23 protein-coding genes, 1 tRNA gene and 2 pseudogenes are annotated in these 22,141 nt (G+C 32.2%); 14 read left to right on the forward strand and 12 right to left on the reverse strand.

All coding sequences use genetic code 11. The features are described 5' to 3' along the window. Positions 1–6 precede the first annotated feature (6 nt). From ACXX80_RS13635 to ACXX80_RS13660, 6 genes are all read right to left on the reverse strand, one after another. Positions 7–600, reverse strand: coding sequence for a 2OG-Fe(II) oxygenase (locus ACXX80_RS13635; protein ID WP_458553666.1), 594 nt, complete (start codon positions 598–600; stop codon positions 7–9). A 169-nt stretch (positions 601–769) separates the two neighbouring features. Next, a complete protein-coding gene (locus tag ACXX80_RS13640; protein ID WP_458553667.1) occupies positions 770–2,233 on the reverse strand; it encodes an AAA family ATPase in 1,464 nt (487 codons plus the stop codon). Between the two features lie 67 nt (positions 2,234–2,300). After that, the gene (locus ACXX80_RS13645; protein ID WP_315177074.1) at positions 2,301–3,419 is read right to left on the reverse strand and encodes a vWA domain-containing protein; all 1,119 of its coding nucleotides are present in this window, start codon (positions 3,417–3,419) and stop codon (positions 2,301–2,303) included. Between the two features lie 107 nt (positions 3,420–3,526). Continuing rightward, on the reverse strand, positions 3,527–3,910 hold the full coding sequence (locus tag ACXX80_RS13650) for a YchJ family protein (RefSeq protein ID WP_458553668.1): 384 nt from the start codon (positions 3,908–3,910) through the stop codon (positions 3,527–3,529). A 30-nt stretch (positions 3,911–3,940) separates the two neighbouring features. Further along, positions 3,941–4,171 carry a hypothetical protein gene (locus ACXX80_RS13655; protein WP_458553669.1) on the reverse strand — a complete coding sequence of 77 codons (231 nt, stop codon included), beginning with the start codon at positions 4,169–4,171 and terminating at the stop codon, positions 3,941–3,943. Positions 4,172–4,173: 2 nt separating this feature from the next. Continuing rightward, entirely contained in the window at positions 4,174–4,326 is a 153-nt protein-coding gene (locus tag ACXX80_RS13660; protein WP_099715352.1) for a hypothetical protein, read from the reverse strand. Between the two features lie 357 nt (positions 4,327–4,683). Between ACXX80_RS13660 and ACXX80_RS13665 the strand changes: the two genes are divergently transcribed. Further along, positions 4,684–7,524 (forward strand): PAS domain S-box protein, encoded by a 2,841-nt coding sequence (locus ACXX80_RS13665; RefSeq protein ID WP_458553670.1) that lies wholly within the window; start codon positions 4,684–4,686, stop codon positions 7,522–7,524. After that, positions 7,521–7,928: a response regulator gene (locus tag ACXX80_RS13670; protein WP_458553671.1), complete on the forward strand. Its 408-nt coding sequence runs from the start codon at positions 7,521–7,523 to the stop codon at positions 7,926–7,928. The genes ACXX80_RS13665 and ACXX80_RS13670 overlap by 4 nt, the downstream gene beginning before the upstream one ends. A gap of 31 nt (positions 7,929–7,959) precedes the next feature. Here ACXX80_RS13670 and ACXX80_RS13675 read toward each other — a convergent pair whose 3' ends face one another. After that, positions 7,960–8,511, reverse strand: a complete 552-nt coding sequence (locus ACXX80_RS13675) for a hypothetical protein (RefSeq protein WP_458553672.1) — start codon at positions 8,509–8,511, stop codon at positions 7,960–7,962. Positions 8,512–8,604: 93 nt separating this feature from the next. On the opposite strand from ACXX80_RS13675, the gene ACXX80_RS13680 reads away from it, so the two are divergent. From ACXX80_RS13680 to ACXX80_RS13705, 6 genes and pseudogenes are all read left to right on the forward strand, one after another. Then, positions 8,605–8,850, forward strand: a complete 246-nt coding sequence (locus tag ACXX80_RS13680; RefSeq protein WP_035672083.1) for a hypothetical protein — start codon at positions 8,605–8,607, stop codon at positions 8,848–8,850. Positions 8,851–9,023: 173 nt separating this feature from the next. Next, a complete protein-coding gene (locus ACXX80_RS13685; RefSeq protein WP_099715348.1) occupies positions 9,024–9,464 on the forward strand; it encodes a KTSC domain-containing protein in 441 nt (146 codons plus the stop codon). Between the two features lie 304 nt (positions 9,465–9,768). Then, the gene (locus ACXX80_RS13690) at positions 9,769–10,539 is read left to right on the forward strand and encodes a DUF4369 domain-containing protein (protein WP_458553673.1); all 771 of its coding nucleotides are present in this window, start codon (positions 9,769–9,771) and stop codon (positions 10,537–10,539) included. 18 nt (positions 10,540–10,557) lie between these two features. After that, positions 10,558–10,944, forward strand: a pseudogene (locus ACXX80_RS13695) (TlpA family protein disulfide reductase); the annotation flags it as partial. Between the two features lie 175 nt (positions 10,945–11,119). Next, positions 11,120–11,200 (forward strand) — tRNA-Tyr (locus ACXX80_RS13700). A gap of 350 nt (positions 11,201–11,550) precedes the next feature. Then, a complete protein-coding gene (locus tag ACXX80_RS13705; protein WP_458553674.1) occupies positions 11,551–11,868 on the forward strand; it encodes a hypothetical protein in 318 nt (105 codons plus the stop codon). A gap of 304 nt (positions 11,869–12,172) precedes the next feature. On the opposite strand, the gene ACXX80_RS13710 is transcribed toward ACXX80_RS13705, so the two are convergent. After that, positions 12,173–12,862 carry an SIMPL domain-containing protein gene (locus ACXX80_RS13710; RefSeq protein WP_315207536.1) on the reverse strand — a complete coding sequence of 230 codons (690 nt, stop codon included), beginning with the start codon at positions 12,860–12,862 and terminating at the stop codon, positions 12,173–12,175. Between the two features lie 50 nt (positions 12,863–12,912). Continuing rightward, positions 12,913–13,551 (reverse strand): rhomboid family intramembrane serine protease, encoded by a 639-nt coding sequence (locus ACXX80_RS13715; protein WP_315207538.1) that lies wholly within the window; start codon positions 13,549–13,551, stop codon positions 12,913–12,915. A gap of 115 nt (positions 13,552–13,666) precedes the next feature. On the opposite strand from ACXX80_RS13715, the gene ACXX80_RS13720 reads away from it, so the two are divergent. Continuing rightward, on the forward strand, positions 13,667–14,536 hold the full coding sequence (locus ACXX80_RS13720; RefSeq protein ID WP_458553675.1) for a lysophospholipid acyltransferase family protein: 870 nt from the start codon (positions 13,667–13,669) through the stop codon (positions 14,534–14,536). A gap of 103 nt (positions 14,537–14,639) precedes the next feature. Here ACXX80_RS13720 and ACXX80_RS13725 read toward each other — a convergent pair whose 3' ends face one another. Beyond that, entirely contained in the window at positions 14,640–16,127 is a 1,488-nt protein-coding gene (locus tag ACXX80_RS13725; RefSeq protein ID WP_458553676.1) for an aminotransferase class V-fold PLP-dependent enzyme, read from the reverse strand. A gap of 213 nt (positions 16,128–16,340) precedes the next feature. Here ACXX80_RS13725 and ACXX80_RS13730 point away from each other — a divergent pair, with 213 nt between their 5' ends. From ACXX80_RS13730 to ACXX80_RS13740, 3 genes are all read left to right on the forward strand, one after another. Beyond that, positions 16,341–16,934: a hypothetical protein gene (locus tag ACXX80_RS13730; protein ID WP_458553677.1), complete on the forward strand. Its 594-nt coding sequence runs from the start codon at positions 16,341–16,343 to the stop codon at positions 16,932–16,934. A gap of 151 nt (positions 16,935–17,085) precedes the next feature. Beyond that, positions 17,086–17,370 carry a hypothetical protein gene (locus ACXX80_RS13735; protein ID WP_458553678.1) on the forward strand — a complete coding sequence of 95 codons (285 nt, stop codon included), beginning with the start codon at positions 17,086–17,088 and terminating at the stop codon, positions 17,368–17,370. Between the two features lie 144 nt (positions 17,371–17,514). After that, complete coding sequence (locus ACXX80_RS13740) at positions 17,515–18,411, forward strand: hypothetical protein (RefSeq protein ID WP_458553679.1); 897 nt, start codon at positions 17,515–17,517, stop codon at positions 18,409–18,411. 95 nt (positions 18,412–18,506) lie between these two features. Here the strand turns inward: ACXX80_RS13740 and ACXX80_RS13745 are convergent, their stop codons facing one another. Continuing rightward, on the reverse strand, positions 18,507–19,283 hold the full coding sequence (locus ACXX80_RS13745) for a membrane metalloprotease (RefSeq protein WP_458553680.1): 777 nt from the start codon (positions 19,281–19,283) through the stop codon (positions 18,507–18,509). Between the two features lie 201 nt (positions 19,284–19,484). Further along, positions 19,485–20,873, reverse strand: coding sequence for a phosphoglucosamine mutase (gene glmM / locus ACXX80_RS13750; RefSeq protein ID WP_458553681.1), 1,389 nt, complete (start codon positions 20,871–20,873; stop codon positions 19,485–19,487). A gap of 119 nt (positions 20,874–20,992) precedes the next feature. On the opposite strand from glmM, the gene ACXX80_RS13755 reads away from it, so the two are divergent. Together ACXX80_RS13755 and ACXX80_RS13760 are read left to right on the forward strand one after the other, a co-directional pair. After that, the gene (locus tag ACXX80_RS13755; RefSeq protein ID WP_458553682.1) at positions 20,993–21,574 is read left to right on the forward strand and encodes an acyl carrier protein phosphodiesterase; all 582 of its coding nucleotides are present in this window, start codon (positions 20,993–20,995) and stop codon (positions 21,572–21,574) included. Positions 21,575–21,721: 147 nt separating this feature from the next. After that, positions 21,722–22,135, forward strand: a pseudogene (locus tag ACXX80_RS13760) (GxxExxY protein). Positions 22,136–22,141 lie beyond the last annotated feature (6 nt).

The raw sequence follows: 22,141 nt of genomic DNA on the forward strand, positions 1-22,141 counted from the left end.
GTAAAATTAATCACTCTTCAACCATCCTGTAATGCTCATTCTGGTATTTTGCGTTACCAAGACTTCGTGAACCAACTCGTCACTTTTAAAGAAAACAGTTTTCCCTTGTGTAGGAGCAATTTTCTGATTGTTATCTAGTTGATGAATCAATAATTCGCCACCGTCGCTTTCTTGCCAATTGCTGTTCAAATAACTAATCATAGAGTATTTTCGGCTGGGATTATTCTTGAACTGATCCAAATGCTTTAAATAAAAATCACCCGATTCATACAACGAATAATGAAATTCATAACCCGTTATTCCTGCATAACAACTTTGATTCAAATAAATAATAAAGGCTTCAATTTGAGCAAAAAATTCATTTTCGAATGCGTTGTTGTGTTTTTTATCCAACCAATAAATAGAATCACTTCGCACAGCACTATCGTAAGAAATAGCTTCTGAGTTACCTGTTCCCGCTTCTGTCAACAAACTCTGTTGGTTTAAAGCAATCAAATTTTGTTTTAGATTATTGGCCAAATTTGTACTCAAAAAATGTTCGGATATACCTACCTTATTTTCAATATAAGTAGCAATCAAAGCCTCAAAGCTATTTTCCATGTCAGTTTTTGTTGACTGCTTAGACGGCCAACGGGACAAGGTAGACTAATAAAAACCGTTAGAGACTGATTATGAAATAAATAAAATTATTAGTTCATAATTCCTTATTTTAATAGCTATAACAAACAAGAAAAAAGGGTTTAGAAATCAATCTAAACCCTTTTGTTATTTATAATTTACTGATAAAACTTCCATAAATATCCTTGAACTGGTAACCTTCCGAGAACCTGTCTTTACTCAGTTTCTTGTATTCTACCAATCCCCAAAGAATAAATTCTTTCATAAAAAACTTGTCTTCTTTTTCCAATTGTGGTTGGTATTTCTTGATTAAAACTTCAAGAGGCACAATACTTCCTAGTATTCTTTCATATTCCTCATCAGAACAATCGTCTAATAATTCGAATCCACTTTCAGCAAAAAACCATTCAATGATATCCGTGTAAGGCGTTTTTTCATCTTGTTTTTCAAGTTTTTCAATTTTTGGAAAATAAGCCGGGAAAAAAGTATGAATCGCATCTCCTAATAAATGTTGCGCTACAGCGGCGGCTCCCTCCTGCTCTCCTTCATAAACCAATTCGACTTTTCCAGTAATGGCAGGAATAATTCCCATAAAATCAGACAAACGCAAACTAGTTTTATCTTGTCCAGATTTCAACGCTCTTCTTTCTGCGGTACTTAATAAATTCTCAAAAGCCGTGATACTCAATCTGGCACTTACACCACTTTTGTTATCAATATATTCGCTTTCTCTTGCCTCAAAACTAATTTGTTCCAATAAATCCCTTGCTAATGAAGGTACATAAACCATATCGTTTTGTGTCGCATCCAGTTTAGCTTCTTGTTCTGTAATTGTTCTCGCAATTTTTATCGTATCCGGATAATGCGTCAAAATTTGCGAACCAATTCTGTCTTTTAATGGCGTTACAATACTACCACGATTCGTATAATCCTCTGGATTTGCAGTGAAAACAAATTGCATATCGAGCGGCATTCTCAACTTGAAACCACGAATTTGTATATCACCTTCTTGTAGAATATTAAATAATGCTACTTGGATTCTAGCCTGTAAATCCGGTAATTCATTAATGACAAAAATACAACGATTTGCTCTTGGAATCATCCCAAAATGAATCACACGATCATCCGCATAAGACAGTTTCAAATTTGCAGCCTTTATAGGATCTACATCACCTATCAAATCCGCAACGGTAACATCTGGCGTGGCTAATTTTTCAAAAAAACGATCGCTTCTGTGCAACCAGGAAATTGGAGTTTCATCGCCTTTAGTTTCTATTATATCTTTAGCAAAACGCGAAATTGGTTTTAAAGGATCATCATTAATCTCTGAACCAGTCACAAACGGAATGTACTCGTCTAACAATTCAATCATTTTTCGCGCCAGTCTGGTTTTGGCTTGACCGCGAAGTCCTAATAAATTGATGTTGTGACGCGACAAAATAGCACGTTCCAATTCTGGGATTACGGTATTCTCAAAACCGTGAACACCTTCAAATGTTGGTTTTCCCGATTTTATTTTTTCTCTAAGGTTGGAACGCAATTCATCTTTAATGCTTTTACTTTCGTAACCTGATTTTTTTAATTCTCCGAGTGTTTTTATATTTTCTATTTTCATATTACTATTATAATTGCTATTGAAATTATTATTTATTCTAGTCTCCGCTGAGACAATAAATTGACTGCTATTTTATCCTTTTTTTACGATTTGCTTCGTAATCTTGAAAAATCATCTCGCCCAAACCTTTCAATCCGGTGTAAAACGCTTTTCCTTGATTAGCTTCGGTAAAACGGTTGACAAATTGCTGCAAATACGGATCACTGGCAATCATAAAAGTCGTTATTGGAATGTGCAATTTGCGGGCTTGTTGCGCTTGAGTGTAGCATTTATCCACAATATATTCGTCCAGTCCATTACTGTTCATGTAATAGGAACCATCTTTTTCGCGTACACAACTTGGCTTTCCATCAGTAATCATGAAAATTTGTTTATTGGTATTACGTTTTCGGCGGAGTAAATCCATCGCCAACTGCAAACCCGCAACCGTATTAGTGTGAAACGGACCGACTTTCAAATACGGTAAATCTCGAATTGCGATTGTCCAAGCATCATTTCCAAAAACCAGAATATCTAAAGTATCTTTTGGATAACGTGTCGTAATCAACTCAGCCAGAGCCATTGCTACTTTTTTCGCCGGTGTAATTCTATCTTCACCATACAAAATCATGCTGTGGCTAATGTCAATCATCAAAACCGTACTCATTTGGGATTTGTACTGTGTTTCTTCAACTACCAAATCATTTTCGGTCAACATAAAATCTGCTACTCCATTATTGATTTGAGCGTTCCGCAAACTTTCGGTCAACGAAATTCGTTCGAGTCCATCACCAAAATGAAATTCGCGAAATTCGCCGGTGTGTTCATCACCGTTTCCAGAATGTTTTGTTTTGTGATTGCCACTTCCAGAACGTTTTAAGTTGCCAAAAATGTTGTCTAAAGCTTGTTGCCGAATAGCGCGTTCGGTTTTGGCTGTTATACCAATTCCCGAAGTTCCATCGTCTTTGAGTTCATCTCGGATGTAGCCTTTTTTCTTTAAATCTTCGATAAAATCATCAATGGTGTAGTGTTCATCGGTGAGTTTATATTCTTTATCCAATTCTCGCAACCAGTCGATAGCTTCATCAAAGTCTCCAGAAGTATGCGTGATTAATTCTTTGAAAATACCAAAGAGTTTATCAAACGGAGATTGAAATGGGGCTTCGTATTGCTTGAAATAAAATCCTTTTTTATTATCGTTTTTCATAGACTTTAAAATTACATCATTTTAAAATGTTGTCTATTCAAACGTTTACTAATTTTTAGTTAAAAACATAAAGACTAATTATAAGCTTGATTTTATTATAAAAGAAATTAATCAAAGAATTTTCCGTCAACATAAAACCAACTTCCATTTTCGAGTTTGAAAGTAGAAAATTCATGATGAATTTGTTTTTGTAGTTTGTTGTCCAAAAAATAAGCTTTGAATGCTACTGTATTTTCTGTAGCCTCAATAATTTCTAGTTGAAGCCATTGATTTGAAGTCGCCCATTTTAGAATTTCAGATTTAGAATACTGTTTTCTCTCTGAAATATGAGTTGTTGCCAATAAGTATTCTGCGGCATGGGTAGCGTAAGCCGAATAACGGGAACGCATTAGTTCTAAAGCTGTTGTTGCCTTTTCAGTTCCATTAATAAATGGTTCACAACATTCATCAAAGGTTTTTACGGAACCACAATGGCATTTTATTTTTGTCATTTTATATCAAAAATCATTAAGAGCTACACCTTATAATTGTCCGTCAAGTGCAATTATTTTTTGCTGCAATTGATTCAATAGTACCTGATACTTACTAATTTCTATTAGATCTTCATCTTCTTCTGCAAAATCCAGAAGTTCATCTAAATCTTCACTGATATCAACTAATTTGTTATTGGCTTCTTTGCTATTTCTACTGGCAATCAAATCAATTATTTCCTGAACACCTTTTTTTAGATCCGCGAATTTATTGTTTTCCATCTTTAATTATTTTCTGAATCCTTAGTCTCGTTAAACTTTTTGGTGATTTGCTTTAGTTTTTCTTTACGCAACATCTCCGCTTGTTTTACTTTGTCCTGAGCTTTGTGCAACTTGTCATTGTGCTTTTTTATATTTCTTTCGTTATTTCTACCCATGTCATTTTTTTTAAACTATCAAATCTGAGAACTCTTGCAAAGTTCGTGTTAATTATTCAAATTTAAATTGTTTTTAATTGGAGAGTTTAGCATTTTCAAAATAGTAGCTTTAATTCCCTTTAATATTTACTTTTATCATTTCTGTTATTTTTTTAATATATAATACTTTTTTTCGAAAATTTTAATTTTTATATAATTTTGAAGGCCACAATGAATATGATTAATCATATAAAATATTTTATTAAGCTAAAAATTAATAATTTAACTATAATACTAAAATAGTATGGTGTTATAATATTTTTATATACATTTATTTAATAAAAAATTGAGTTTTCTCAATCCTTCCAAATAGTACAAATGGACAATAAAAAACACCCTAAATTTATCAGTTGGTTCTTAAACAAACCGAAAACAACGGGCTTAATTACTTTCTTATTTCTTAGCTATGTCGTAGGATTTCTCGTATATCAACAATATCAACTTATAAAAGAAGATGAGCAGCGAGAGATGAATAGCATCCTTCATATTGTCAATCAAAATTTAGAACAATCCCTCAAAAACTGCTACACAACCACACTAACATTAGCATTAACCATTAATGATAAAGGCGTTCCAGAAAATTTTGATTATGTAGGCAAAAAATTGATGGAATCAAATAATAGTATCAGTGCCGTTCAATTGGTTCCAAACGGAGTGATAAAATATATTTATCCTATAAAGGGTAATGAAGCTGCTATAAATTTGAATATCTTAACTACTCCTCATCTTAAAGAAGAAGCTTTAAAGTCCGTTGCTTCTCAAAAAATGTATTTCGCAGGACCATTAAAATTAAAACAAGGCGGAATGGGTATTGTGGGAAGATTTCCTATTTATAGGAACAATATGTTTTGGGGATTTTCTTCTGTTATTATTAAATTAAATGATTTATTGAGATCTTCTGGAATCAATACTGTAGATGATTCAAAATATTATTTTCAATTTTCAAAGGAAAATATAACTACCAAAAAGGAAATTTTTTACTTGCCCAACAAAAGTGATTTTTCTAAAAAATACAACATCGCTACAATTATTCCTGATGGCGATTGGAAATTATACCTAATATCGAAACATCAGAATTATTTTTACGCCCAAATTATGATTCCTGGAATTATAGGTCTAATTCTAGCAGCTCTTTTTGGTGTTTTGATTTATACTTTATTAAAAATCCCAGTAGAACTGCAGTCTCTGGTAAACATTCAAGCCACAAAACTTTTAAATTCTGAAATAAAATTTGAAGCAATTTTTGATCAGGCAGCTGTAGGAATAGCTCACGTAGATTCATCTACAGGTCATTTTATAGAAATAAACAATCAATTTTGCAAATTACTTGGCTATTCAGAACTAGAAATGAAAGAAAAAAATTTTCAAGCTATAACACATCCTGATGATTTAGCAGCTGATTTATTAAATTTAAACCAATTACTCTCCGGAAAAATAAAAGAATACAACATAGAAAAACGATATTACAATAAATCTGGAGCTATTGTTTGGGTAAACCTATCAATATCACCTCTCTTTAAAAAAGGTGAAAAACTTACTTCTCTTATCTCTATTGTTGAAGATATATCTTTAAAAAAAGAAGCTGAGAAACAAATCAAAAAAAGTGAAACCCGTTTCCAAAGCCTATTTGAAGATTCTCCAATCCCTTTATGGGAACAAGATTTCTCCGAAGTTAAAAAATATCTTCAAAAATTAAATCTTATCAATGAAAATCCGGAAACCGTTTCTCTTTATTTAAAAATGCATCCTGATGTGGTTCGTGAATGTATTGCTTTAGTTAAAATTATTGATGTGAATACAATGTGTTTGAATTTACATAAAGTCAAAACTAAAGAAGAATTAATTTCTGATCTTTCGCAAATCATCGATAAAGATTCAATTAACGATTTTACAAAACAACTAATTGCTACAACTCAAGGTGACAAACAATTAATCGTAGATACTAAAATAAAAAATAAAGACGACGAATATCGTAACGTAAATTTAAGATGGAATGTAATTCGGGGTTATGAAAAAACACTGGAAAGAATCATTGTTTCCACTGAAGATATTACGGAAAGAAAAATATCCGAAAATATAATTCTTCAATCACAACAAAGAATTGAGTCTTTAATTAATACTATTGATGGAATTGTTTGGGAATGTGATGCTAAAACTTTTAATTTTAATTTTATAAGTCAAAAAGTAGAAAAAATATTGGGATATACCGCAGAAGAATGGTTGGAGAGCAAAACTTTTTGGGTAGATCATATTCATCCAGAAGACAGAAAATGGACAACCGATTATTGCACTTCAAAAACTAAAGAAAATTTAAATCATGATTTTGAATATCGGATGATTGCTAAAAATGGAGCTGTTGTTTGGTTAAGAGATATTGTAAATGTAATTTCCAAAAATGACCAACCTTTAAGTTTACGTGGTATAATGATCGATATCACAACAACTAAAGAAGCTGAGAAAGATTTAAATGACTCTTTCAATTTAGTAACCGAACAAAACAAAAGACTACTTAACTTTTCCTATATAGTTTCACACAATTTAAGATCACATACCAGTAACATCGCATCTATTATGTCTTTAATAGAATCTTCTGAATCTGAGGAAGAGAAAGATGAAATGATCCAATTATTAAAATCGGTTTCTAATTCCCTAAATGAAACAATGATTCACTTAAACGAAGTCATCAATATAAGGACCAACATTGGTCTTGTATCAGAATCATTAAACCTAAAACACTATTTAGAAACCGTTCAAAGAGTACTTTCTGAACAAATAAACTCAAAAGGCGTTTCTATTTCCACTATTATGCCTGATGATGTGATGATAAATTATAATCCGGCTTACCTTGAGAGTATCCTTTATAACATTATTTCGAACTCCATCAGATACAGTCATCCGGAGCGTAAACCTATTATCATTATTAAATGGATAAATGATGATGAGAACAAAATTCTTCAAATTTCAGACAATGGTGTTGGTATTGACCTTGTTAAGAACGCTGATAAAATTTTTGGAATGTATAAAACATTCACTAATAATGCTGATTCAAAAGGAATTGGATTATTTATTACAAAAAATCAAATTGATGCTATGGGCGGAAATATCACTGTGGAAAGTGAACCCAATGTAGGAACTACATTTAAAATCTATATCCAATGACAAAAAAAGCAATCTGGGTAATCGATGATGATCCTATTTATCAAATCATCATAAATAAGATCATTCAACGATCTGAAATATTTTCAACTATTTCTTCTTTCAAAAATGGAAAAGAAGCAATAGATGCATTGCACGACACCGTACATAATACAGTAGATAATATTGAAATACTTCCAGATTTAATCCTGTTAGATATTAATATGCCAGTTATGGATGGTTGGGAATTTATGGAAAAAATGGGGTTGCTAAAATCTAAATTCAGCAAAAACATCACCGTATATATTGTAAGTTCTTCTATTGCCACTGCCGACAAAAACAAATCAAAAACATATTCAGATATTTTAGGTTATCTATCTAAACCAGTTACTATAAATGATTTAGAATTGATTGCTTCGGATGATTAAAAAATAAAATTTTGAATAAATAAATCATCCTTTAGATTGACTTCACTTCTCTTTTTATTTCTTCCAATGTTTTATTGGTAAAGATTAATTCGTTAATGATTTTTTTTCTCAAAATATCTAAATCATCATAGTCAAAATACTTAGCCCAAGAAGTCAGAGTAAATAAATTACGGACTTGCTTGATTCTTTTTGTGGTTTCAAAACTGGTTCTAAGTATGGCTTTATTATCATAATTTGGATTCTTTTTATGTTGATAATTAACCGTTTTCTTTACATAATTTGCCTCTAAATAATACAATTCATCAAGAGCATTATCAGGGTAAAAACTGGTCCAAGGCGCAAAACCTAATTTTATTTTAGAATTTGTTTCGGGTTCTAATGGCTCTAAACGCCATTTACTGTTAGCCAATCGTCCCCAATGATTTGATAAGCGATACATCCCTACTTTAGTATAATAATACTTACTTCCTGATTTACTGTCGTATTGAAGTTCTAATCCATTTATGCTGTCCAAAGACGCTTCATGAAAGATACAAAAAGTATTTTTGAAGGAATTTGGGCTTGGACGAAATATTTTTTCCATTAAACAAAGGTAATCAGAAAGTCTAAAACATAGTAAGACAAGTAATATTTTGATTAACTTTGCCAACTAGAATTAGTAAAAAATAAATTGATTATGACTAAAGCTTCTGAAGAAAGAATGTTACAAAAAGGTGTTTACACCGGAATTATGGAAAAAGATGAAAACAACAACTTTTTTTGTGGTGAATATCTTTTAGACTATAAAATGGCTCAAAAACATACTGTTGGTGATTGGATTACAATAAAATCAATAATTGAAAATCCAAGCGATATCAGTTATAATAAGTATCCAAAAAAATCAAAAAACTTCGATAAAGCCAATAATAAACCACAGCAATAATATTTTTGCATCCAACTTTTTTAAGCAAAAAATAGAATTCAAATTCTTTTTTTTGAATATTTTTTTGTCACAAACTAAAAATTTAAAAAAAAGTGTACCTTTGCAAAAAATTTGTCGATTTTGAAATCAAAGTACATTGATTTAATAGTAAAAGACAAGTAGTTACCTTATTTATGAAAAAAATAGTTGAATACCGCAAACTGCTAAATGTAGATAAAACTGCAGAGCTGAAAGATTTGAAAACGATTTATCGCAACGCTATGAAAGAAGCGCATCCTGACAAATTTCAGGGCGATGAAGATGGATTGAAAGCTGCAGAAGAAAACAGTAAAAAAATCATTGAAGCATACCATTTCTTGGTAAGTATCAATCCTGAAACGATTAAACAAAATTTACCAGAATATACTGAGACGATCTCAACTTCTACCATTACAGATTATAAATTTGTTGAAGGTAGATTGATTATCAACTTTTCAAATGGTAGTGTTTACGAATACATTAGCGTGCCTAAAGCAACCTATGTAAAAATGGTAAATGCTGATTCTCCTGGAAGATTTGCAAAAAGACATATCCTAAATTCTTTTACTTGGAGAAAAACAATCAACCAAGACTAGTTTTTTATAAAATCAAAAAATAATTAAGCATCCTTCATCAGGATGCTTTTTTTATTTCATAATCCCAGCTTGTTTTAGAACAACTAACTTTTAAACAAGGAATTACGATAGAAAAACTTAAATTTTGAATCAAAATTTAAAATATAAATATCAATCATTTATATTCCAAAACATATACAAATAAAGTACACGATACCTTCTAATTAAGAATGAAAAATTATAACAAAAATTTAGGTTGCAAAATAATTTGTATTTTATAATTTTTAAATACTTTTGCAACCTTAACTTAATTAACTAATTAATAATGAAAAAAATAATTTTATTACTTTCGGCTGCTGTTGTTTTAATTTCTTGTAGCAAAGTTGGCAAAGATGAATACATCATTTCGGGGACTGCAACAGGAATTGAAAATGGTAAAACAATTATCTTGGAAACGCAAGATGCTAATGGTATGGGATTGATTGCTAAAGATACTGTAAAAGTTGAAAATGGTAAATTCGAAATGAAAGGAACCATAACAGAACCTGCTTTCTACACGATTCAATTAGAAGGAGCACAAGCTAAAATACCTTTTATATTAGAAAATGCTGAAGTAACTATCGCCATTAACAAAGACAGTATCCCAAAATCTAAAGTTTCAGGAACTTATAATAATGACGAATACGTAGCATTTAATGAAGAAATCACTAAAGTTCAAAAGAAACTTATGGATTTCCAAAACAAAAACATGAAAGCTATGGAAACTGCTCAACAAACTAAAGATACAGTTGTTATCAATAAGTTGATGCAAGAATTTTCTAAAATTCAAGAAGAAGTTGGTGTAGCTTCAAAAGCTAAATACGTAACTTATGCTGAAACACATCCTAAAGCATTCATTTCTGCTTTGATTATTCAAGGTATGTTAAATGATCCAACTGCTGATGTAGCAAAATCTGAAAAATTATTCAATAGCTTAGAAGAGTCATTGAAAAAAACAAAACCAGGTATTGCTATCAAAGCTAAACTTGCTGAATTGAAAATGCCAGCTGTAGGAGCTGCTCCTGTTGCTCCAGCACCAGCTGCTGAAGCTAAATGAAGAACAGATTTTTCAGGTCCTAATCCTCAAGGGAAAGTAATTTCTCTAAAAGAAAATTTAGGAAAGGTTACAATCGTTGACTTTTGGGCTTCATGGTGTGGACCTTGTAGACAAGAAAATCCAAATGTTGTAGCAATATACAAAGAGTTACACAGCAAAGGTCTAAACATAATCGGCGTCTCTTTAGATAAAGATGCTAAAGCTTGGAAAGATGCCATTGCAAAAGATAAGCTAACTTGGAATCATGTTTCAAATTTAAAATTTTGGGACGAACCAATAGCTGCTCAATATAAAGTAGAATCAATACCGGCTACTTTCATTCTGGATGCATCTGGAAATGTAGTCGCAAAAGATTTAAGAGGTGATGCACTTAGAGCAAAAGTTATTGAACTTCTAGCAAAATAATTGCATTTATCCATATAAAACAAAAAATCTCCCTAGTGGAGATTTTTTTATTTTATTCAATACCAACGCATTAAAAATAATAGTAAAATTAAGTGTAAAATTAGTTTGCAGAAACCAAAACTGTTTCTATATTTGCAACCGCTTACAACAAATAAGTGTTGTACTCAAAGGCTTCGGGGAGATACTCAAGCGGCCAACGAGGGCAGACTGTAAATCTGCTGTGTAAACTTCGCAGGTTCGAATCCTGCTCTCCCCACTAAAACGTTTCAAGCAATTGAAACGTTTTTTTTTGCAAACAATTTAGCAGGTTCTCCCGAAGCTTCGGGACTGCTCTCCCCACTAAAACGTTTCAAGCAATTGAAACGTTTTTTTTTGCAAACAATTTAGCAGGTTCTCCCGAAGCTTCGGGACTGCTCTCCCCGCTAAAACGTTTCAAGCAATTGAAGCGTTTTTTTTTGCAAACAATTTAGCAGGTTCTCCCGAAGCTTCGGGACTGCTCTCCCCACTAAAACGTTTCAAGCAATTGAAGCGTTTTTTTTTGCAAACAATTTAGCAGGTTCTCCCGAAGCTTCGGGACTGCTCTCCCCGCAAAAACGTTTCAAGCAATTGGAACGTTTTTTTTACAAACAATTTAGCAGGTTCTCCCAAAGCTTCGGGACTGCTCTCCCCACTAAAACGTTTCAAGCAATTGAAACGTTTTTTTTTGCAAACAATTTAGCAGGTTCTCCCGAAGCTTCGGGACTGCTCTCCCCACTAAAACGTTTCAAGCAATTGAAGCGTTTTTTTTTTGCAAACAATTTAGCAGGTTCTCCCGAAGCTTCGGGACTGCTCTCCCCACTAAAACGTTTCAAGCAATTGAAGCGTTTTTTTTTTGCAAACAATTTAGCAGGTTCTCCCGAAGCTTCGGGACTGCTCTCCCACTAAAACGTTTCAAGCAATTGAAACGTTTTTTTTTTGCAAACAATTTAGCAGGTTCTCCCGAAGCTTCGGGACTGCTCTCCCCACTAAAAGGTTTCAAGCAATTGAAACGTTTTTTTTTGCAAACAATTTAGCAGGTTCTCCCGAAGCTTCGGGACTGCTCTCCCCACTAAAACGTTTCAAGCAATTGGAGTGTTTTTATATTTAGCCTAATTGATACTTTCATCATTTTGTATTAGGATATTCAAAAAAAATCCCATCTCATTTTTTATCTGAGATGGGATTTTCTTAACTATAATTTTTAGCTTCTTTATTCTAAAATAAAACTTACAGTAACATTAGCTGTAATATTGATTTCTCCTACCGCAAGCGTTTCTCTTGGTGCATCAGCATCACTTCTTTCCATTGTTTTCATGGCAGCATACATTGGCTGCGGATAATAGGTTTGTGAATTATCAGAAATAGTCATTGCACGCCCTACTTTTTGTCCTAAAACAGAAACATAATCTTCGGCTTTCAATTTTGCCTCTTTCATCGCTAATTTTCTAGCTTCAGATTGATATTGCGCTAATTTAGAAGATTGGAATGTTACCGCATCAATTCTATTAATTCCTTGGTCTACCAAGCCTTCCATCAATTCATCATATTTTGATAAATCTCTCAATAGAATTTCGATAGTCTGCGTAGCATTATAACTGTGTTTCTTTTTTTCATAATCGTATTGTGGATTCAATGAAACACGTTGCGTTTTATAATCTGCCGGTGCTAAGTTCATTTTTTTGATAAACTTTAAAACTGCCTCTATCTTTTCATCATTTTGTTTTTTTACATCTTTGGCATTATTCCCTTTAGTTTCAACAGTTACTGCTATAGTAGCCTGATCCGGAATAACTTTTACTTTTCCTTCTCCACTTACATTTATTTGAGGAACTTGCTTAACTTCTTGTCCGTAAGACATTGAAATAAATAGAACTGACAGAATTAATAGTGCTTTTTTCATTTTTATATAATTTAATTGTTTGTACTAATTCCTTTTCAAAAGTTGTGCCATTATAGTTTTCCCAATTTTTCCATTACAAAAAGAATGACTATTGGAATAGCTAATAATATCACCATTAAAGTATGATCTACTAACAAAGTAGGTTCTTTGAGCAATGTAATCAAATAACCACCTACAGCGCCTCCAAAATGAGCCGTATGACCAATATTATCGTTCTTAGCCTTCATGCCGTAAATAGAATACAACAAATAAAGGATTCCAAAAATGTAAGCGGGCATTGGAATAACAAAAAAGATTCCCAACATCATGTCTGGCTGTAATAATATTGCCGAATATAAAACTCCAGTTACCGCTCCTGATGCACCTACAGCTCTATAGCCATAATCATTTTTATGAAAAACCATTGTCAACAAACTTCCAAAAATTAAACTTCCAAAATAAACCAATATAAAGGAAAAATCACCCAAATAACTAATGACTACAGGCGCAAAAAACCAAAGTGTCAACATATTAAAAATCAAATGGGTCATGTCAGCATGCAGAAAACCAGAAGATAACATCCTAATTTGTTCTCCGGAACGAATACTTCCAACATGGAACTCATATTTTCTAAAAAAAGAAAGGTCATTAAACCCTTTGTAACTAATTAAAACATTTACTACAATTATTGCTATTAAAACGGTATTCATAAAGTATATTTATTGTGAATTGTAAAGATAGTCATTCTAAAATACGGATACAGTAAGCAGTCAAAATTTATATCAGTCTACATTTTTGGCTTATATTTGCAAGAAAAATAACGGCATGCAATTTCTTATTTTTATCTTAACTTTTCCGTTTTTATGGATTATTTCCATTCTTCCATTTAGGATTTTCTATTGGTTTTCTGATTACATCTATTTAATAGTTTATTATATTATTGGCTACCGCAAAAAAACTGTAAAGGAAAATTTAGCTTTGGCATTACCTAATCTTAGTGACAAGGAACGTCTTGCAATTGAAAAGAAATCGTACCACCATTTATGTGATATGTTTTTGGAAATGATTAAAACTATGACGATTTCATCTGCAGAAATGAACAGAAGATTCGTTGTCACCAATATCGAATTGGTAAAAGAATATGAAAACAAAGGCAAAAGCACTGTTTTACTGGCCTCTCATTATGCGAGTTGGGAGTGGTTATTGTCTATTAACCAGAAAACAAAATTTAAAGGAATAGGCGTTTATAAAAAAATTGCCAATAAATACTTTGATAAACTAATACGAGACATTCGATCCAAATACAATGCTGAACTAGTAGAAACTAAAAAAGCGATTCCGTTGATGGCAGAAAACCAAAAAAATGGAATTCTTAGTATGTACGGACTTGCTAGTGATCAATCTCCAAAATTAAACAGAGCTTTTCATTGGGATAAATTCATGGGCGTTGAAGTTCCAGTTCATACCGGTGCCGAAATGCTAGCCAAAAAATATGATTTGAATGTTCTTTTTGTAAAAGTAAAAAAAGTAAAAAGGGGTTTTTATGAAGCTACTTTTGTACCCATTACAGATAATCCCAAATCAATTCCTGATTTTGAAATTACCAATACCTTTTTACGAGAAGTAGAAAAACAAATTCTGGAAGCTCCTGAATATTATTTCTGGACACACAAAAGATGGAAACACAAAAGATAGTGTTCATTAATCAGAAACTGTGTTCAGTAAAAAAAAATCACATATCATAAACGCTATTGTTTATAATATGTGATTTTTTTTAGTTTATTAAAACTTCAACTTTTTATAAGGAGAACCAGTTTTTTACCAATTCATCTTCTAAAGGTTGTGCATTCTTATTTATAAACTCATTGGTAGCTGAATTATAATCATAATCCAAAGCCCAAGTTTTATGGTTTTCAGCTAATGCTTTTATTCCGTTACAAACAAATTCAATTTCGGCATTTGTAGTTGTAGGATGAATAGACATTCTAATCCAGCCCGGTTTTCTTATTAAATCTCCAAGCGTAATTTCGTCAATTAATTTATGGGAGGTTTCTTGGTCAACATGCAATAAAAAGTGTCCGTAAGTTCCAGCACAACTGCAACCACCACGAGTTTGAATTCCGAATTTATCATTCAGCAATTTTACGCCCAAGTTAAAATGCAAGTCTTCCACAAAGAAAGAAATTACTCCTAACCTATCCTGATGCTGTCCTGCAAGGATTTTTATATTCGAAATATTCCCTAATTCCGAGAAAATATAATCTACTATTTCGTGCTCTCTTTTTAAGATATTATCAATTCCCATTTGCTCTTTCAACTGAACTGCCAATGCGGTTTTTATCACCTGAAGAAAACCCGGAGTACCACCATCTTCCCTATCTTCGATATTATCGATGTATTTGTGTTCTCCCCAAGGATTTGTCCAACTTACGGTACCACCACCCGGATTATCAGGAACTAAATTTTGATATAATTTTTTATTAAAGACCAAAACTCCACAAGTTCCAGGTCCGCCGAGGAATTTATGTGGCGAAAAGAAAATGGCATCCAAATAACTTTCAGTATCTTCAGGATGCATATCAATTTTCACGTAAGGTCCTGAACAAGCAAAATCAACAAAACAAAGTCCGTTGTTTTGATGCATTATTTTTGCCACTTCATGATACGGAGTTCTGATTCCCGTAACATTCGAACACGATGTGATGGAAGCTATTTTAAAAGGTCTTTCTTTATATTTTTCTAATAAAAGTTCAAGATTTTCTATACTGAACAAACCATCTTCTGAAGAAGGGATAACTTCAACATCAGCAATAGTTTCCAACCAAGACGTTTGATTCGAATGGTGTTCCATGTGTGAAATAAAAACAACTGGTTTCTTTTCGGCTGGAATAGTGATGAAATTTTTTAAATTTTCAGGTACTTTTAAACCCAAAATTCGTTGAAATTTATTGACAACGCCTGTCATTCCTGTACCATCAGTAATCAAAACATCATCAGCACTTGCATTCACATGATGTTTGATAATATGACGCGCCTGATGATACGCTTTAGTCATGGCTGTTCCTGAAACCGTAGTTTCTGTATGTGTATTGGCCACAAAAGGACCAAATTGATTCATTAGTTTTTCTTCAATAGGACGATACAAGCGACCGCTGGCTGTCCAATCCGTATAAATAATTTGTTTTTGTCCGTAAGGAGATTCAAAACCTTGATCTATTCCGATTATGTTATCGCGAAACTGTTGAAAGTATTGCTCTAATAATGTTGGCGCTTCTTTGGTGATCATTGTATGTCTAATTTGATTTCAAAGATATTATTATTTTATGAAATTGAGAATTTGACAGTTTGTTATTTCTGAATGTCAATTGTTTTTTCATAAACTTCAACAATTTTCACTTCCATTGAGGTTTCCCTCAAAATGATGTAGAACAAAGGAAATACCTTTGTAAGAAAACGAAATTATTTATCTTTTCTCACTAAGTTAACAATAAATGCCATTATGAATAAAGGTATTATTTTAGAAAAAAAAGTTCATTCCTTTTCAGAAGAAGAATTGACTCTTTATATTAATGAAAATGCTGAATTTCTTTCAACGATGTCATTTAACACTTTAAAGAAAGAAATTACTCTCAGAAAAGATTTATCCAGTGAAGTCAAAATATTGATGGACAACATTCAATATACCAGAAATAAAACCTTTATTAATGAAATATTTCATTATCTATATTCTAATAATAAAAAAATAAAAACTGTAGAAGATTTAATAGCTGATTTAAAATACAATGAGATTTGTGAACCCGATATTAATGTATTACTGCGGCAATTATCTAGAATTATTGAAATTAATAATGCTCATCATAAATCTGAAAATTCAATAAAAGCATTAGGATTTATAATCTATATCGCTATTGCAACAGTTTCTTTTAATCTTTATACAACATCAAGCGTGATTATTATCTTGATATCTGCATGTATTGGACTCTTCCTCATTTTTAACAAAAATGACTATTCACGAATGAATAAATTAAAAAACAATATTGAATTTTATTTAGAAAGTATTAAACATATTCCTAAATCAAAATGTGAAGTATAAAATATTTTGATATATTTTTAAAAATACCACATACTTAAATAATTATACTCAAAAAAATTCTCTATAAAATTCTTTAAAATGTAAAGTAGCTGACAAAGTGTGATTTTGATTCGTTTTATATTTGATTAACAAATCAAAAAACATTTTCATCATGAAAAAAATTGTTTTTACACTACCTGTTTTCTTCTTAATACTTTCATGTGAAGTTGAAGGCGATTTGACCCGTGATACTGAGTTAAGCACTCCAATTCCTGAAAATACTGCTCCTGTTGCTACGGGTAATTTCATGCCAACCTCAGGAATTAAAGTTGCCGGTTCGGCTAAAATTTATTTGAATGGAAATCAGAATGAAGTTCGTTTAGAAAATTTCAGTGTTTCCAGTGGTCCCGATTTGAAATATACCTGTCAAAAAATGCTACGCCTACAGACTTTGTAAACCTTGGCAATTTAACATCTTCTACAGTATACGCAATTCCAACCCAGATTAATGTTTCTGCTTATAAATATGTCCTAATTCACTGCCAACAATACAGTCATCTTTTTGCTGTAGCACAATTATCTCAAAATTAAAACTTGATTTATGAAAAAACTAATGCTAATCATCGCCATTGGGATATTCTCTAACTCCTATGCGCAAGGATGCAGCGATGCCGGAATTTGTTCTATTGGAAACGGTTTTCAAACTACAGATAAAGAATTAAAAAACGGGATTGAAATAGGAAGTATTTTTGGTGCCGGCGAAGCTGATGTCACTTATATTTCACCTTACATCACCTATACTAGAACTATTAACGAACGATTGTCGCTAAGTTCTAAAATTACGTATTCTGTTGCAAGTGGCAGTTTTGGTGAACGAGGCGCTTTTGGTGATGCCTATTTGATAGGAAATTACAATTGGAAACCAAAAACGAATACACAATGGAGTTCACTTGTGGGTTTTAAAATACCTTTTACGAGTTCAAATCTTAAAATAAATGAGTTTTCACTTCCTTTAGACTATCAATCCAGTTTGGGAACTTTTGATTTGATTGCAGGACTGAATCTTAATTATAAAAAATGGGATTTTAATACGGCTGTTCAGATTCCTGTTTTCAATAACAATAAAAATTCGTATTTCAAGGAATTCTCTAATACAGATGATTTTCCTTCCACTAATTTATTCGAAAGAAAATCAGATGCTTTATTTCGAACGACATATACTTTCCAAACTTCTAATAAAAAATTCACTTTTAAACCCAATGTATTATTCATTTATCATTTAGGGGAAGATAGTTTTGAGAATGCTTTTGGACAAAGAGAAACGATAAAAAACTCTGATGGATTGACCATAAATGGAAATATAATTGGCGCCTATGCAATTAATGCTAAAAACAGCATCGAATTGTCTTTAGCCACACCGTTTGTAGTACGAGAAGTTCGCCCAGACGGATTAACCCGGGAATTCACCGCTGGAATAATTTACAAAGTATCTTTCTAAAAAAATTAGCTTATATCCTTTGGAAAATATAAAAAATGCCCAAGAAAAATTTCTTGGGCATTCTTATTAAAAACAAATCAATTATAATATTACTTTTATTTCCCTCCATTGGCACGAAGATCTGCAATACATTGCGCATCTAATTGTGGAGCTGAACCATTTGAAACCATATTTGAAATACCACCGCCAGTTTCTGAAGACCAATACATTAAACACGTTTTTTCAATACAATGTTTTGGATGTTCAGCATCTTCGTGATTGCTTTGCAATGCTGTACCAAGGTTTGTCAATCCAAGAATATGTCCGAATTCATGGGTAATTACTGTTGTTTCTAATAAACTTCTGTTGGGTTCAAATGGACTGTCGCTTAAAGCTTGAAGCGTTTGTTCATAAATAACAAAAGAAGTGTTTCTGTAAGCCGTTCCCAGAATAACCGAGGTATCAGTATCCTTCGAAGATTTCCCATCTGCAAAAAATGCCCAAACAGCTATTTCATCAGCATTATTAAATTTAGTTCTGTTTACATCTTCAATACTAGTAATCTCCTCATTAGTATAAGGTGAATTCCCCGGAGATGCTATAGAACGTTTTATAACACGAATTCCGTTTGGCTTGTATGTTCTTGCTGTAAGAAAGTTTACAAAATTATTAATAGCTGTAGTACTTGGTTCAAAACCGGCTACATAGACTACTTCAATAACCATGCTCTTGAACTTTTTATCAGACAATAAATCGTTGGAAGAACTTCCTGTTTGCTGTTTATTCGTACTAGGCTTTATTACAACTGGATTATCTAAGGGATCATCTTCTTTTGAACAGGATGCTACTGAAAGGAACAAACCGATAGTCAGTAATGTAAATATTTTTTTCAAAGTTTTTCTAAATTAGAAGTATTCATACTATCTTAAACGAACATAAATTATATGTTCTTAATCATTTACGAAAACTAACGTCTTTTGGATTAAAATTATTGTCTTCAATAATTTAAACGAAAACTCAGACCATCATATCTAAAACGAAAAAACCCTTCCAAATGCTAGTTTGAAAGGGTTCTTTTATATAAAAATGCGGAATTATAATCCAGCAACTGCTTTTATTTCGTCAATGATTCTAAGCGCCAAAGCATCTGCTTTTTCTTGTGAAGCCGCTTCCGTATAAATACGAATAATTGGTTCTGTATTCGATTTTCTCAAATGAACCCAATTTTCAGCAAAATCAATTTTCACACCGTCAATTGTGGTAATATCTTCATTTTTATATTGCTCCGTCATCGCAACAAGAATCGCATCAACATCAATTTGTGGTGTCAATTCAATTTTATTTTTGCTCATGTAATATTCCGGATACGAAGCACGCAAAGCAGAAACCGTCATTTTTTTGTTGGCCAAATGTGTTAAGAATAAAGCTACTCCTACCAAACTATCTCGACCGTAATGCAATTCTGGATAAATGATTCCGCCGTTTCCTTCGCCACCTATTACAGCATTATTCTTTTTCATCAGCTCGACTACATTCACCTCACCTACGGCACTAGCTTCATAGCTTCCGTTATGCAAATTAGTCACGTCACGCAATGCACGGGAAGAAGACATATTAGAAACCGTATTTCCCGGTGTTTTACTCAAAACATAATCGGCGCAAGCCACCAAAGTATATTCTTCACCAAACATTTCTCCGTCTTCACAAATGAAAGCCAAACGATCTACATCAGGATCCACAACGATTCCTAAATCGGCTTTTTCATTGACAACCAATTCGGATATATCAGTCAAATGTTCTTTCAACGGCTCTGGATTATGAGGGAAATGTCCGTTAGGTTCGCAGTATAATTCGACCACTTCAACGCCCATTAATTCTAATAATCTTGGGATAATAATTCCACCTGACGAATTTACGCCATCCACAACCACTTTAAATTTTGCTGCTTTTACTGCATCAACATCAACCAAAGGCAAATTCAATACTTCATCAATATGAATATCCATGTACGCATCGTTAATCATAATTTCACCTAAATCATCCACATCCGAGAAATCGAAAGCTTCCGCTTCAGCAATTTCTAGAATTTTCAAGCCTTCTTCTCCGTTTAAGAATTCTCCTTTTTCGTTTAATAATTTCAAGGCATTCCATTGTTTTGGATTGTGGGAAGCGGTAAGGATAATTCCACCTTCGGCTTTTTCAAGAGGAACAGCAACTTCAACAGTTGGTGTTGTTGAAAGCCCTAAATCAATCACGTCAATTCCTAAACCAATTAAAGTATTTACCACCAAATTGTGAATCATTGGTCCCGAAATACGAGCATCACGACCTACAACAACAGTAATTTTTTCTTTGCCAATATATTTTTTCAACCACGTTCCATACGCCGAAGCAAATTTAACTGCATCAACAGGCGTCAGATTATCACCTACTTTACCTCCTATTGTTCCACGAATTCCCGATATTGATTTTATTAAAGTCATTGATTATTATTTTAATTTTTGAATTATAAATTTTAAATTGCTCACAAATATAATAATTGACGGTTTATAAAAGTCATTTAGAATTCAAAATTCATCATTTAAATTCCTAAATTAGGCGAATGAATTTTCTAGCACACATCTATCTTTCCGGTGACAATGATTTAATCAAAATTGGCAATTTCATGGCCGATGGAATTCGTGGGAAACATTTTGAAACTTATCCAATTGATGTTCAAAAAGGAATCATTTTACATCGTGCCATTGACACATTCACCGATGCGCATCCCATTTTTAGACAAAGCACCAAAAAACTGCATGAAAAATACCATCATTATGCAGGTGTAATTGTAGATGTTTTCTATGATCATTTTTTAGCTAAAAACTGGAATACATATTCCAATGAAAAATTGGAAGAATTTGTAGCCCGTTTTTACCAATCCTTGCACGATAATCACAGCATTCTTTCGGAAAGAACTAAGGGAATGATGCCTTACATGATTGAACACAATTGGCTGGTGAGTTATCAAACAATCGAGGGAATCCATCGCATTTTGACTCAAATGGATCAACGAACCAAAAACGAATCTAAAATGCGGTTTGCTACCAATGAACTTTCTGAATTTTATCTCGAATTTGAAAATGAATTCACCAATTTCTTTCAAGAATTGAACGTTTTTGCAACACAAAAAAGAATTGGTTAATTTTTTTTACCACATAGAGTCATAGGTTTGTTTTTATTACAATTAAAGATTAGAAAATAATTTTTAAACATAGTAATATTTCAAAGACAATATTTTAATTAAAACAATAACGCTCTAAGAACATTAATAATTCGAAATGGCTAAAAGATGACTACACAAAAATATCTAAATGAATTAAGCTTTCAAATTATTGGGGCAGCAATAGAAGTTCATAAAATCATGGGTAGGGGTTTATTAGAAAGTGTCTATCACCAATGCATGAAAGAGGAATTACGGGTGCGGAATATTAATTTTATATCAGAGCTTAAAATACCTATCATTTACAAAGGCAAAATCATGGAATCTGATTTTAGATGTGATTTGTTAGTTGAAAACTTAATTGTTATTGAGTAAAAAGCAGTATCAGAAATGCATCCTGCTTTTGAAGCAAAACTTTTGAATCATATGAAATTATTAAAATCACAAAAAGGTATTTTGATAAATTTTAACTGTTATAATATTTTCAAAGAAGGACAAAAGACTTTTGTTAATGAATTTTATAAAACTTTACAAAAAGAATAATTAAAT

The organism is Flavobacterium sp. GNP002, assembly GCF_054343795.1.

Coding starts and splice junctions, on each gene's coding strand:
- ACXX80_RS13635 (WP_458553666.1), bottom strand. CDS start 600: ATGGAAAATAGCTTTGAGGCTTTGATTGCTACTTATATTGAAAATAAG.
- ACXX80_RS13640 (WP_458553667.1), bottom strand. CDS start 2,233: ATGAAAATAGAAAATATAAAAACACTCGGAGAATTAAAAAAATCAGGT.
- ACXX80_RS13645 (WP_315177074.1), bottom strand. CDS start 3,419: ATGAAAAACGATAATAAAAAAGGATTTTATTTCAAGCAATACGAAGCC.
- ACXX80_RS13650 (WP_458553668.1), bottom strand. CDS start 3,910: ATGACAAAAATAAAATGCCATTGTGGTTCCGTAAAAACCTTTGATGAA.
- ACXX80_RS13655 (WP_458553669.1), bottom strand. CDS start 4,171: ATGGAAAACAATAAATTCGCGGATCTAAAAAAAGGTGTTCAGGAAATA.
- ACXX80_RS13660 (WP_099715352.1), bottom strand. CDS start 4,326: ATGGGTAGAAATAACGAAAGAAATATAAAAAAGCACAATGACAAGTTG.
- ACXX80_RS13665 (WP_458553670.1), top strand. CDS start 4,684: ATGGACAATAAAAAACACCCTAAATTTATCAGTTGGTTCTTAAACAAA.
- ACXX80_RS13670 (WP_458553671.1), top strand. CDS start 7,521: ATGACAAAAAAAGCAATCTGGGTAATCGATGATGATCCTATTTATCAA.
- ACXX80_RS13675 (WP_458553672.1), bottom strand. CDS start 8,511: ATGGAAAAAATATTTCGTCCAAGCCCAAATTCCTTCAAAAATACTTTT.
- ACXX80_RS13680 (WP_035672083.1), top strand. CDS start 8,605: ATGACTAAAGCTTCTGAAGAAAGAATGTTACAAAAAGGTGTTTACACC.
- ACXX80_RS13685 (WP_099715348.1), top strand. CDS start 9,024: ATGAAAAAAATAGTTGAATACCGCAAACTGCTAAATGTAGATAAAACT.
- ACXX80_RS13690 (WP_458553673.1), top strand. CDS start 9,769: ATGAAAAAAATAATTTTATTACTTTCGGCTGCTGTTGTTTTAATTTCT.
- ACXX80_RS13710 (WP_315207536.1), bottom strand. CDS start 12,862: ATGAAAAAAGCACTATTAATTCTGTCAGTTCTATTTATTTCAATGTCT.
- ACXX80_RS13715 (WP_315207538.1), bottom strand. CDS start 13,551: ATGAATACCGTTTTAATAGCAATAATTGTAGTAAATGTTTTAATTAGT.
- ACXX80_RS13720 (WP_458553675.1), top strand. CDS start 13,667: ATGCAATTTCTTATTTTTATCTTAACTTTTCCGTTTTTATGGATTATT.
- ACXX80_RS13725 (WP_458553676.1), bottom strand. CDS start 16,127: ATGATCACCAAAGAAGCGCCAACATTATTAGAGCAATACTTTCAACAG.
- ACXX80_RS13730 (WP_458553677.1), top strand. CDS start 16,341: ATGAATAAAGGTATTATTTTAGAAAAAAAAGTTCATTCCTTTTCAGAA.
- ACXX80_RS13735 (WP_458553678.1), top strand. CDS start 17,086: ATGAAAAAAATTGTTTTTACACTACCTGTTTTCTTCTTAATACTTTCA.
- ACXX80_RS13740 (WP_458553679.1), top strand. CDS start 17,515: ATGAAAAAACTAATGCTAATCATCGCCATTGGGATATTCTCTAACTCC.
- glmM (WP_458553681.1), bottom strand. CDS start 20,873: ATGACTTTAATAAAATCAATATCGGGAATTCGTGGAACAATAGGAGGT.
- ACXX80_RS13755 (WP_458553682.1), top strand. CDS start 20,993: ATGAATTTTCTAGCACACATCTATCTTTCCGGTGACAATGATTTAATC.